The 12,590-nt window shown below is 73.4% G+C and carries 8 protein-coding genes; 6 read left to right on the top strand and 2 right to left on the bottom strand.

Annotated elements, in window-relative coordinates; genetic code table 11:
- The first annotated feature begins 117 nt into the window (after nucleotides 1-117).
- From DFJ69_RS09715 to DFJ69_RS09700, 4 genes are all read left to right on the top strand, one after another.
- Nucleotides 118-1,422, top strand: coding sequence for a hypothetical protein (locus DFJ69_RS09715; RefSeq protein WP_147312258.1), 1,305 nt, complete (start codon nucleotides 118-120; stop codon nucleotides 1,420-1,422).
- 68 nt (nucleotides 1,423-1,490) lie between these two features.
- Nucleotides 1,491-2,669, top strand: a complete 1,179-nt coding sequence (locus DFJ69_RS09710; protein WP_116022176.1) for a cytochrome P450 family protein — start codon at nucleotides 1,491-1,493, stop codon at nucleotides 2,667-2,669.
- Nucleotides 2,669-3,610 carry a glycosyltransferase gene (locus tag DFJ69_RS09705; protein ID WP_116022175.1) on the top strand — a complete coding sequence of 314 codons (942 nt, stop codon included), beginning with the start codon at nucleotides 2,669-2,671 and terminating at the stop codon, nucleotides 3,608-3,610. The genes DFJ69_RS09710 and DFJ69_RS09705 overlap by 1 nt, the downstream gene beginning before the upstream one ends.
- Nucleotides 3,600-5,096, top strand: coding sequence for a glycosyltransferase family 39 protein (locus tag DFJ69_RS09700; protein WP_116022174.1), 1,497 nt, complete (start codon nucleotides 3,600-3,602; stop codon nucleotides 5,094-5,096). Before DFJ69_RS09705 ends, DFJ69_RS09700 begins: the two co-directional genes overlap by 11 nt.
- Here DFJ69_RS09700 and DFJ69_RS09695 read toward each other — a convergent pair.
- Complete coding sequence (locus DFJ69_RS09695) at nucleotides 5,093-7,051, bottom strand: arabinofuranosyltransferase (protein ID WP_116022173.1); 1,959 nt, start codon at nucleotides 7,049-7,051, stop codon at nucleotides 5,093-5,095. The genes DFJ69_RS09700 and DFJ69_RS09695 overlap by 4 nt on opposite strands.
- Before the next feature lie 354 nt (nucleotides 7,052-7,405).
- Here DFJ69_RS09695 and DFJ69_RS09690 point away from each other — a divergent pair, with 354 nt between their 5' ends.
- Together DFJ69_RS09690 and DFJ69_RS09685 are read left to right on the top strand one after the other, a co-directional pair.
- Nucleotides 7,406-9,508 carry a hypothetical protein gene (locus DFJ69_RS09690; protein ID WP_245974209.1) on the top strand — a complete coding sequence of 701 codons (2,103 nt, stop codon included), beginning with the start codon at nucleotides 7,406-7,408 and terminating at the stop codon, nucleotides 9,506-9,508.
- Between the two features lie 164 nt (nucleotides 9,509-9,672).
- Complete coding sequence (locus DFJ69_RS09685) at nucleotides 9,673-10,248, top strand: GNAT family N-acetyltransferase (RefSeq protein ID WP_170177595.1); 576 nt, start codon at nucleotides 9,673-9,675, stop codon at nucleotides 10,246-10,248.
- 54 nt (nucleotides 10,249-10,302) lie between these two features.
- On the opposite strand, the gene DFJ69_RS09680 is transcribed toward DFJ69_RS09685, so the two are convergent.
- Nucleotides 10,303-12,540: a hypothetical protein gene (locus tag DFJ69_RS09680; protein ID WP_170177594.1), complete on the bottom strand. Its 2,238-nt coding sequence runs from the start codon at nucleotides 12,538-12,540 to the stop codon at nucleotides 10,303-10,305.
- Between the last annotated feature and the right edge of the window lie 50 nt (nucleotides 12,541-12,590).

Raw genomic sequence — 12,590 nt, 5'->3', positions numbered from 1 at the left:
GTATGCCATACTCCCTGATTCGGCAGGTCGGCCGGTCGGGATGGGACATGTCGGACACGCGCACCCACCGGTCCTGATCGCCGGGTCGTCCGAGCGTCCGGAATGAGGTTCGTGGTGGTGTCAAGCCCTGCCGGTCCGCCGCCGGGGAAGTCCAGGCCGGTGGTCTTCCTCCACGTCGGGGCGGCCAAGAGCGGAACGACGTACCTGCAGAACGTGCTGTGGGACAACCGGCGCCGGCTCCGCGAGCACGGCGTGCTGTATCCGGGCCGTGACTCGGCCGCCCACGTGCGCGCCGCGTTCGACCTGCGCAAGGTCTTCTTCCCGGGGGCGAGCGACCCGACCACCCGGGGCGCCTGGCGCGAGCTGGTGGACGAGGCCCGCGACTGGGACGGAACGGTGATCATCTCTCAGGAGCTGTTCGCCCCCGCCGCCCCCGAGGTCGTCGCCCGGGCGCTCAGGGACCTGTCGTTCGCCGAGGTGCACATCCTCTTCACGGCCCGCGACCTGGCCAGACAGATCCCGGCGCACTGGCAGGAGGACGTCAAGAACCGGTTCACGGTCACCTTCCAGGAGTTCGTGAGCTCGTTGGGCCGGGCCCAGTGGCAGTCCTTCGAGGTCGCCCGGCTGTTCTGGGGCCTGCAGGACGCGGCGGACGTCCTGGCGCGCTGGAGCGCCGACCTTCCCCCCGACCGGGTGCACGTGGTGACGCTGCCCCGCCCCGGCGCCCCCCGGGACCTGTTGTGGCGGCGGTTCTGCGAGGCCCTCGGGCTGGACCCGGAGTCCTGCGACCCCTCGAAGACGTTCGCCAACCCGTCGTTGGGCCTCGCGGAGACCCAGTTCCTGCGGCGGGTCAACACCGAGATCGACGAGCGGGTCCCCTGGCTCGTCTACAACAACATCGTCAAGCTCGACCTCGCCCAGCAGGTGCTCACCCGACGGCCCGACCCGCTGAAGATCACGATGAGCGAGGCCGACCATCGCTGGGCGACCCGGCGGGGCACCCGGATGGTCGAGACCCTGCGCACCGCCGGATACCGGGTGGTGGGCGATCTGGACGAGCTGATCCCCGGACCGCCCCCGAAGGGCGAGTGGCTCGATCCCGACGAGCCGAGGCACGCGGAGATGCTGGACGTGTCCGTGGACGCCATCGCCGCGCTGGCGGTCCACATGCGCGACCTGCGCGACCAGACCAGGACCGTGCCCAACGCGACGGAGTCGGTCCGGGACCAGACCGCCCGGCTGCGCGCCGACGCGGTCGTCCTCCGCGAGATCACCTCGAGGATGGCCCACGACTCGGCCCCCGCGGTCAAGCGCGCCGTCCGCACGCTCAGCGAGCGGTATCCGACCGTCATGCGGCTGCGGCGCGCCTACTGGAGGGTGCAGGAGACCCGGCAGTCCGCCGAGGGCGGCGACCGGGCCTGAGGCCACGGCGGGCCCTCCACGCCCGCGGCACGACGACCAGATGATCCAGACCATGGAGTGAGCAGCCAGTGGACGACTCCACGACCGGCAAGAAGACCGTTTACCTGCACGTCGGAGCCCCCTCGGCGGGCGCCGCCTACCTGCAGCGCGTGCTGTGGACCAACCGGCGGCGGCTGGCCGACCAGGGGGTCGGCTACCCGGTCGAGGGCCCGCTCGAGCACTTCGCCGGCGTGATGGACCTGCGCGACATGACGTGGGGCGGCCGCCGCGACCCCGCCTGGAAGGGCGCCTGGGACCGGATCTCCGGCCGCGCCCGCAGGTGGAAGGGCGACACGGTGGTGATCTCGCAGGAGCTGCTCGGCGGCGCCACCGCGGAGCAGGTCGCGCACGCCGTCGAGAGCCTGCAGCCCGCGGACGTGCACGTGGTCTTCATCACCCGCGACCTGGGCTGGCAGCTCGTCCTGGACTGGCAGGAGCAGGTCAAGCACGCCCACACCATCACCTTCGAGCGCTTCATCGACGATCTGGTGACCCTCGGCATCGGCGCGCCGGCGCCCTACGGGGAGATGTTCTGGGGGCTGCACGATCCCGGCCGGGTCCTGAAGACCTGGGAGTCGGCGGTGCCGGCCGACCGGATCCACGTGCTCACCCTCCCGCCCCCCGGTGAGGCCCCCGGCCTGCTGTGGCGGCGGTACTGCGGGCTGATCGGCATCGACCCCGCCTCCTGCGACCTGATCGGCATGGACGAGGCCCGACCGCTCGGCGTCCTGGAGATGGCGCTGCTGCGACGGTTGAACGAGAAGGTGGCCCCCGCGCTGGGCGGCGACTACGAGACGATCATCCGGGACCACATCATCGGCCCCACCCTGCGGGAGTGGTCCGGCTCCATCCCCATGAGGCTGCCCGACCGGCACTACACGTGGCTGGACGACCGGTCCAGGGAGCTGGTCGAGGGGCTGCGCAAGGCCGGTTACGGCGTGGTGGGGGACCTCGGCGAGCTGGAGCCGCTGCGCGACAGCTCCCATGCGCCGCTCCCCGGCGAGGTGTCCGACGCCGAGCTCCTCGACATGTCCACGGCCGTGGTCACCGGGCTGCTGCTCCGGCTGTCCGCCGCGCACGACCAGATCGGCCTGGCCCATCTGCACGACGAGCTGGCCCAGGTGCGCGAGAACATGTCCAGACTGCTGCAGGCCGCCGCCACGCCGTCCCCGGGGCTGCGTCGCGCGACCCGGCGGTTGCCGAGCTGATGGCCGACGCCGATCGGGTGGTGGCGGTCGTCGTCACCTACGACCGCAGGGAGCTGCTCGTCGAGGCGCTGACGGCGCTGCTGGGGCAGACACGGCCGCCCGACCTGGTGGTGGTGGTGGACAACGCCTCCTCCGACGGCAGCGCGGACCTGGTCGCGACCCGGTTCCCCGACGTGGACCTGATCGTGCTGGCGCGCAACACGGGCGGGGCGGGCGGTTTCGCGATCGGTGTCGCGCGCGCTCTGGAGCACCGGGCGGACGCCGTCTGGCTGCTGGACGACGACACCGTTCCCCGGCCGGACGCCCTGCGGGCGTTGCTGGACGTGCGGGAGCGATCGGCGGAGCGGCCCGCGCTGGTGGCCAGCAGGGTGCTGTGGACCGACGGCCGCGACCACCCGATGAACACGCCGCGCCCCAAGCCGCGCGCCACCGCCGCGGAACGGGAGGCCGCGGCGACGCTGGGCTGCGTGCCGATCCGCTCGGCCTCGTTCGTCTCGGTGCTGGTGGACGCGCCGTTGGTGCGCGAACGCGGCCTGCCCCTCGCCGGCTACTTCCTCTGGAACGACGACTTCGAGTTCACCACCCGGCTGCTGCGCGACCGGGTGGGCCTGTGGTGCCCGCAGAGCGTCGTCGAGCACAAGACGCGGACGTTCGGGTCCACGGACGCCGATCCCGGTGACCGGTTCTTCTACGAGGTCCGCAACAAGGTCTGGCTGTTCACCCGGAGCCGTGGGCTGGCCCCGACCGAGCGGGTGCTGTACGCGGGGTCGACGGCGCGGCGCTGGGCGCGGACCTTCGCCCGCTCCTCCGACCGGGCGACGCTCCGGCGCGCCCTGGGCCGAGGGGTGAAGGACGGCCTGCTGACCGGGCCCGCGCCGACGGAGGGGTTCCTGAGGGAGGCGGGGGTCGCGGATCCGGACACCGGCTCCCATGATGGCTGACACCGGGCGGGCCCCGGCGGGCCGGGCGGCGTACTGGAGCGTTCCGCTGATCCCCGCGCTGCTCACCCTGGCGATCTCGGTGACGGGGATCTCCGGCGCCTCGTTCTGGCTGGACGAGGCCGCGACGGTCGGCATGACCCGCCGGTCGGTGGGCGAGATGGTCCGGGTGTTCGACACCCTCGACCTCGTCCATGCCTGCTACTACCTGCTCCTCAAGCCCTGGGCGGCGGTCTTCGGCACCGGCGAGGTCGCCCTGCGGATGCCGAGCGCGCTCGCGATGGCCGGGGCGGCGGCGGGGGTCGCCGCGCTGGGGCGTCGCTGCGCCGATCCGGTCACGGGTCTGCTGTCCGGGTCGGTGTTCGCCGGTTGTTCGACGGTGACCCGGTTCGCGCAGGAGGCCAGGTCGCCGGCGCTGGTGACCCTGGTGGCGGTGCTGGCCACGTACCTGCTGGTCCGTGGGGTCGACGGTCGGCGGCGGCGCTGGTTCGCGGGCTACGGCCTGGCCGTCGTCCTGCTGGGGACCCTCCACCTGTACGCGGCGCTGCTGATCCCGGCGCACGGCGTCACCCTGTTCTGGCTGAGCCGGCGGCGTGATCCGAACGGGCGGAACGGGTCGGACGCGGCGCTCTGGCGTTCCTGGGCGGCGGCGGCCTCGGTGGCCGTCGTGGCGGTGGGCGCCTTGGCGTGGGCGGCGCGGGCCCAGCAGGATCAGGTGAGCTGGATCACCGCGCCGAACGGCCGGACCCTGCTCGCGCTGGTGCGGTTCCTGTCCGGCGGGCCGCCGCTGCCGCCGATCGTGATGGCGCTCGCCGTCGCCGGGCTCGTGGCCGCCGCCGTACGGCGGGGCGTGCTGACACCCGTGGTGCTCCCGTGGCTCGTCCTGCCGCCGGCGACGCTGCTGCTGTTCTCGCTGGCCAGGCCGGTCTTTCTGCAGCGCTACGTGACGTTCTGCCTGCCGGCGATGGCGCTGGCGGTCGGTGCGGGCCTCGCCTGGCTGGCGCGCCGCAACCGCCCGGCGGTCGTCGGGGTGCTGGCGCTGGTCACGGTGCTGACCGTGCCGCTCCAGCGGGACCTCCGCGAGCAGGACAGCCGCCCGGACGACCTGCGCGCCGCCGCGGACGTGCTGCGACTGCACGCCCGTCCCGGGGACGGCATCGTGTTCCTCGACCCGATCCTGCGATGGGACGCGGCGGCCTATCCCGACGCGTACCGGCCGCTGGCCGACCTCACGCTGGAGACGGACCCGGTGACCGCGGGGGACCTCAAGGGCGTGGACGCGTCCCCGTCGGTCCTGCGGTCGCGGCTGAGCGGCGTGAACCGCGTCTGGGTGATGAACGACCGGAGCCTGCGGAACGCGTCCGACCCCTCGACCGCCCGGGACCGCTGGACCGCCGTCACCGCCTCGGGTCTCCGGCGGTCCGGCGTCTGGCGGTACCGGGGCGGCTCGCTGACCCTCATGGTGCGGCGGGCCGCCCCCGGCCGCTAGGCCGGCCTGCGGATGGCCAGGAACGTCTGGTTGGGCAGGTTCTCGAACACGATGAACCTGCTCCGGTCGAACTGCTGCGGCGAGAAGCGGGCCGTGGTGGTCGTCTGCAGCGCCCGGAAGATGATGTCCGTGCCCTCGTAGCGCAGCACGAAGACGTCGATCGGGCCGAACCGGGTGCGCCGTGACTGCTCGGCGAACCGCCGGGCGTCGACGACGGCCGCCAGCCGCCGCACCTCCGCGTACCGCTCGTCGAAGCGGGCCGGCGCCGCGGCGGCCGTCCGCATCTGGCTGACGTACCCCTTCCACGGCAGGAAGGAGTAGAGCTGCTCGTCGTAGGACAGCGTGCGGGGTGTCGCGCCGGGGCCGTAGACGCGTTCGACCTCCCGCTGGATGCGCTGGACCGGCACCATCGCGGACCGACGCCCGGCCTCGGCGGCCTCGGCGGCGAACCGGGGGGTGCTCAGATCGGGCAGCTTCTGGACGTGGGCCTGCCGGGTGGTCCGGGAGAACCCGCTGCTCGATCCGAAGTCGGGCAGCGCGACGTTGTCGCTCTGCGGGATCCACCGGTTGGCCGGCATCCAGGCCGACCAGCAGGCGAAGCCGGCGAAGACGAACAGCGCGGTGAGCGTCGCCACCCCGGCGCCGCGGGGCGCGGGCCGCGACAGCCTCGCGGCGATCTGGGGGGCCGCGGTCGCCGCGGTCAGCGCCGCCGCCATGAGCAGGCATCCGGTGATCAGGTGGTCGGCGTAGTAGTACAGGCCGGTGTGCCCGGTCGTCACCCAGCGCAGCATGTTGAGCACACGGTAGGCGTAGGTGCCCAGCAGGATGAGCAGCATGGGGGTGGCCCACCAGGTCGAGCGTCGGTACAGCACCAGCCCGGCCAGGCCCACGAGCTGCGCCACGCCCAAGGGCGTCGGGCTCAGGAAGGGCAGCGGGTTGTCGGACGCCTGCGGCGCGTCCCACATGTCGGCGACCTGCTGACCGCCGGTGAGCATCGCCCCCAGGTAGGGCACCAGGAACCAGGCGGAGAGCACCGCGACGATGCCGACGACCTTGGCGAGGTGGAGCAGGTACTCCTTGCGGTCGTCGGCCGCCCGCCAGACGATCCACGCCAGCGCGAGCACCCCCGGGGCCGAGTAGACGAGATAGGCGAAGTACCACTGGAAGAGCAGGGCCCCGATGAGCCCGGCGGGCAGCCAGTGCAACTTGCCCCGCTCGGGCCGGGCCACCGTCATCAGCAGCCACGGGACCGTGACCGCCAGGGCGACCAGCTCATAGGACTTGGTGGGCGCGGGGAAGGCCAGCAGCGTCAGCGCGCTGATCGCCAACGCCACCGGGGCGGCGACCAGCCGGACCCACAGACAGAAGGAGGCCACCACGGCGGCCGACGTGGCGATGATCATGGCGGGCTGGAGCAGTCGCCAGGCCGGCACGTCCAGCAGCAGCGACGCCTTGCCGATCAGGTACGGGAAGAGCGGCGGGTACTCCGCGGGCACCCCGGCGACGATGCCGTCGCTGGTCCCCCAGGTGCTGGTGTACCGGGTGGCCATGGCCGACAGCCGTCCCGTGTCGCTCCAGGTGCCCTCGAACGCGAACGGCGTGCCGTGCAGGGCGGTGCGCATGACGAGCACGGTGTACGCCGCGAACAGCCCGGCGGCCAGCCCGGAGACCACCGCGGTCCGCCCGCGCAGGGCCAGCGCGGCGACCGCGCAGGCGATGACCCCGCCGATCGCCAGCGGGATGTGGGCGTCCTGTTGCCGGAACGGGTTGGCGTCGGCGAGGCCGGGCAGCAGCGCGGCCACCGGGGAGACGATCGCCCAGGTGAGCACCGCCACGACCGCCGGGTGCGTCAGCGTCGAGGCGACCCGGCCGCCTCGCTCACGCCGGTCGGGCGGGGAGCCGGGTGCGCCGGGGGGCCCCGGCGCGATCTCGGAGGTGGGGCTTGCTGCGGTCATCGCCGTCCTGTTCCGGTTGGTGGCTGCGGCGGCGCAACCGAGCAAGACGGGACGATCTCCTCGGACGTGTCCGCCCCGGGCGAGTTTAATGGGGGATGGGCGATCCTTCCGCTCATGCCCACGAAGAGTGACGTGTGGGGCCGGTCGGGGGTTTACCGATCATCGACACAGGTGATCATGGGAGGCGGCTCGCCCGAAATGTCGTTCGAGGTCGCCTATCGGTTGTGATGTTCGGTTGAACCTTGAGCGGATCCGGGCGTTCCTCCTTAGTCTGTAGGGGTACGAACCCCGACCAGCGAGTGCCCATGCCACCCCGCCGAAGCAACACAGTGCTCATCCCCCTGGGGCTCTGACGTGACGGACGTGACGAGCGGGTCCGCGACCACGCGGTTAATACAACCCGACCGCGTCTATGTGGGCTGGCGTTACGCGCAGGTCCACCCCGACCCGGGGCCGCCGCCGCGGCGGCCGAGGCCGTCCGAGGAGGAGGGCCCCGACCCGCTGCACCAGGTGCACCCCCGCGACCGGAACCTGCTCTTCTACCGCCCGGTCAAGGTGACCGCGGTGGGCACCGGCGTCGGCGCGGGACTGTTCCTGGTGTGCGGCGTGCTGGGCCTGATCCCGTGGCGGTTCGCCGGCGTGGGCCTGCTGGCCTGCGCGGCCGTGCTCGGCATCACCGGCTACTCGATCTGGCAGGGCGAACGGGTCGTCCGCGCCCGCCTCAAACAGGAGCGCGAACGCTACGAGCGCGAGCGCGACGCCCGCCGCCGCAGGCTGTTCGCCGCCCAGGAGGAGCACGCCGCCGCCTACCGCGAGTGGGAGAGGCGCCGTCGGGAGTACGACGGCCAGCGCGAGTGGTACCCGGTCGCGGTGCCGCCCGGCGTCGACCGGGTGGACGTGGTCGGCGGCACGCTGGCCGGCTGGTCGGCCGCCGTCACCACCATGGGCGCGGCCCGGCTGGCCGTCGGCGCCCGGCTCACCGTGCTGGACCTGTCGGAGGGCGCGGTCGCCCACGACCTGGTGAAACTGGCCGCCGACCGGGGCGACGACCCGCTGGTGTGGGTGCTGCCGAACGACCTGCCCCGGCTCGACCTGACCAGCGCGCTGACCGCCGAGGCGCTCGCCGACGTACTGTCCCTGGCCGTCGGGGCCGGCGAGGACGAGGCCACCACCGGCGACCTGTCGTTCGACAACTCGATCCTGGAGCGGATCATCTCCGGGGTGTTCGGCGGGACCGCCACCATCCCGCAGATCACCGCCGCCCTGCGCGCCCTGGCCCAGGTCGGCGACCCCCGCGACGACCTGCGCCGCGGTCTGCTCGACGACGAGCAGCTCGCCCGCGTCACCACCATGTACGGGCGCGGCGCCACCGACCGCATCGTGATCCGCCGCGCCTGGGCGCTGGAGGCCCAGCTCCGCAAGCTCGAACGGCTCGGCGTCGACCCCGTGCGGCTGCCGCCGTCCCGGCTCCACGTGGTCTCGATGGACCGACGCGCCGGGGTGCTCACCAACCGGATCCTCGGCACGTACGTCGCCACCGCGCTCACCCACCGGATCCGCAACGCCCCGCCCGCCCGCCGCTGGGAGCACACCGTGTTCCTGTGCGGTGCGGAGAAGCTGCGCGGCGACGTCCTCGACCGGCTGATCGACGCCTGTGAGACGACCGGCACGGGCCTGGTCCTGCTCTACCGCTCGATACCTCCGCACGTGCGCGAGCGCCTCGGCCGCCGGGGTCACGCCGCCGTCGGGTTCATGCGCCTCGGCAACGCCGACGACGCCCGGGTGGCGGCCGAGCACATCGGCGCAGGGCGTCGCCTGCGGATCGCCGAGATCACCGACACCGCGTGCGCCGCCGGCGATCTGGCGCCCCCCGACCCGACCGGCGCGGGCTACGCCAGCACCGTGGCCTACGCGCGGGTCCGCGGGGACGCCCTGACCGACCCGGTGTGGACGCCGCTGCCCGCGCCCGCCGCCGACGACGCCGACCTGGTCGCGGGCATCAGCGGCTCGACGGGCTGGGGCCGCACCATCCCGGCGACCGAGCGGCGGCAGAGCTCCCGCGAGCTGCTGGTGGAGCCCCACCGGCTCCAGGAGCTGCCGCCCACCGCCATGATCTTCACCCATGCCACCGCCGGCGGCCGGCGCATCCTCATGGTGGACGCCAACCCCGGCATCATCACCCTGCCGACGGCCCACTCGGTGGAGTTCGAGGAGTTCCTCCGCCAGTCCGAGCAGGCGCCCGAGGCGCCCTCCGGACCCTCGGGCCCCCCACCCGCCTTCGGCGCGCCGGTGCCCGAGCCGGACACCCGCCAGGCCCTGCCCCCCGCCGTCCCCACCCCCTCGTGGAGCCCGGAGGACCGGCCGGGCCCGGCCGAGGCCGATCCGCCCGCGCCGAACCTCGGCCCGCCCCCCGAACGCCTCGACTTCCGGCCCCCTCGCCGCCCCGGAAAACTGTAGTCTTTCCGCTACGGTTAGTGATTCTTGGGCTCTGACATGCTGAAGTGGGTCCGCCCCACAGAGCTCACCGGTCACACCGGCCCCACCGAACGGCTCTGACGCAGAACGGCGCCCGGCGTCATGTGCGGGCACTCCAGGGCGGCGCCCAGCGAGGAGGCGAGCAGGTGTACCCGGTTCGTATCGTCGGCGTTCGTACGGTCCTGCGGGAACTTCGGAGCGATGACGTGGAGGCGCTCGCGTCGATCCTCGGCGACGACTCCGTGACCCGGCCGCTGGCCATCGGCACCCAGACGCGCAAGGAGTCGGAGGCGCTCGTCGCCCGGGCGCTGGAACGTGCCACCCTCGTTCCCCGATCCGACTACCACCTCGCCGTGACCGGCCGGGACGAGGACACGGTGATCGGCTACGCGTCGATCAGGCTCAAGGAGAGCTGGTCCGCCAAGTTCACCTTCGTCCTGAGCGCGGACCGGCACGGCAACGGCCTGGCCACCGACGCCGGGGCCGCCCTCATCGACTTCGCGTTCGGCGACCTGGGCCTGCACCGGCTCGCCGCCACCCTGAGCCCGGACAACGCCGCCGCGATAGCCCTGGTCACCAAGCTCGGCGGCACGTACGAGGGCCGCGTCCGCCACCACCGCTACACCCGGGGCACCTGGCGCGACTCCCTGCTGTTCTCCCTGCTCGCCCACGAGTGGACGGGCCACCCGGCCGCCCAAGGCGGGCGGCGACCCTCGGCGTGAACGCGCGGCGGGGCGGAGCCGGTCGCCTCCGGCCCCGCTCCGCCGCGGCTCAGGTCAGCCTCCCCAGTTGCGGAAGCCCTCGACGCCGCCGTCCCCCTGCGTACGGCACCAACTGCGCAGGACCCCTGCCGTGTCGGTGCCGAACAGGCAGGTCTCGTCGCCGATCCTCATCGCGGTCGGGTCGGAGACGACGCCCTCGCCCCACGTGTCGTGGGGGACGGGGGCGTTGTCGACGTCCTGCCGCCACCAGTGCTCGACCCTTCCGCCGGCGGAGGCGCGGACGAACACGTGCAGCTCGTCGAGCGCGGCCCCGCTCACCAGGGCCGTCGGACGCCCGGCGACGGTGAAGTTCGGGCCCCACTGGCCCTCCATGACGGCGGTGTCCGTCGGCCTCCGGTGCCAGCGCCGCAGATGACCCGTGTCGTCCACGGCGAAGACGTTGAGCTGGGAGCCGAGGGTGACGGCGGCGGGGTCGGAGCCCATGGTCCGCGCGCTGACGCTCCAGGTCTCGCCCCGCACCCCGTCGGTCGCGTTCCACCACCAGTGCCGCAGCCTGCCGTCCTGACCGCGGGCGAACGCGTGCAGGGAGTTCCCGTAGGCGAGCACGGCGGGACGGCCCCGAACGCCCTGGCCCCAGGTGTCCTGGCGCAGGCCGTTCTCGGGATCCCAGGACCAGTGCTGCAGGGCGCCCGAGCCGTCGACGGCGAAGGCGTGCAGGTCGTTGCCGTACACGATGGCGGCGGGGTCCCCCGCGATGCCCGACCCCAGCAGCTCGTCGGCGCGTCCGGTGACCGGGTGCCAGGACGAGTGCTTGAGCCGACCGTCCGTGGTCCGGGCGAAGGCGTGCTGGGTCTCGTCGAGGGCGACCGCGACCGGGGCGCCCACGACGCCGGACGTCCAGGTGTCCCGGTTGACGTCCCCGCCGGGGGTGAGGAACCAGTGCCGCAGACCACCGGCGGTGTTGCGGGCGAAGACGTGCTGCTGGGCCTTGTGCAGGAACGCCTGCCCCGGCTCACGGGCACCGCCGCTCACCGGAACGTGCGTCGTGCCGGCCGGCGCGACGCGGAGGATCCCGCCCGTCCCGGTGTAGGCGACGCACGGCTGGAGCGGGTCGTCGTTCCGGCGCGCCGTGGCGACCTCGAACAACGACAGCCCGTCGGACGCGGGCAGCAGCGCGGAGCTGTAGTTGGGGCAGGGGTCGCCGTCCGGCTCGCCGTCGCCGTTGAGGTCGGGATGCGGCTGCCAGGACAGCGGCACCCCCACCGGGGCGCGCATCTCGTGCCACCGGCCCGAGCCGTTCTGCGGTGAGGCGAAGACCGTCGTGCCGCTGCCCGCGTTCTTGGCGATGGTGCCGTCGGCGTTGCGCAGGACCTTGCCGACGACGAGCAGGACGCCGTCGGGGTCGGTGGAGGGGCTCCAGGCGAGCCCCGGGGTGCCGGCGAGCGTCCGTCCGGCGCCGCTGACGATCTCCGTGCCGGCGGCGTCGGGGTCGGTGCCCCAGTCCCATCCGTCGGGTGAGGTCTGCGAGAAGAGACCGCACCGCTCGTCCCCGTTGCACATCTCGTAGACCATGAAGTACCTGCCGCCGGGCAGCCGGCGCACGACCGGCATGCCGGGCTGGCGGCCCCGCCCGGAGTTCGGGCTCAGGATGACGCCGCGTTCGCCCCAGGCCCCGCCGGACAGCCGCTTCTTGATGATGTTCTGGTGGTCCTTCTGGAACTCCTCGGAGTAGAACACCACCAGGTCACCGCCGGCGCCGACGGTGAACTCCGGCTCCCAGACCCCGGTCTCCCCGGTGCCGCCCGAGCCGCCGGGTCGGGGGAACCCGCTGACGACGTCGCTCATCCTCGTCCACGTCCGGCCCTGGTCCTGGCTCCGGTAGACGCGGATCGCCATCGTGTCCCGCCGTGAGCCGACCGAGGCGGCCCACAGCAGGGTGCCCGCGGGCATCCCGTCGACCGCGCGGGGCAGCTCGTAGAGCGTGCCGCAGCACATGCCGCCGTCCGCCGCCACGAGGTCGTCCCCGATGTGGCCGACCTCGGTGAAGGTCCTGCCGCCGTCCCTGCTCTCCCGGATCACGGCGGTCTTGACGCCGCCGACGTTGACGGCGACCAGGATCCGGCCGTTGGCCGCGCCGCTGCTCTGCAGCCTGATCGCCCGGGGATACATGCCGATCCCCAGCTCCGTGCCGCCCTCCTGGGCCCCGGCCCGTTCGGGGGGGAGCCCCACGGCCAGGCCGAGTGCGAGCAGCAACGCCGCGACGGCGGAGAACGTTCTCCTATGGATGATCATTGCCCGATTCCCTGTGGTGTCCGCATCGAATCCGGTGGCCAAGGCGACTT

The sequence above is a fragment of the Thermomonospora umbrina genome (genome assembly GCF_003386555.1).
In the GTDB taxonomy this organism is placed as follows: domain Bacteria; phylum Actinomycetota; class Actinomycetes; order Streptosporangiales; family Streptosporangiaceae; genus Thermomonospora; species Thermomonospora umbrina.
The sequence above is the reverse complement of the archived record's forward strand: the minus strand, read 5'-3'. Positions and strand labels throughout refer to the sequence as shown.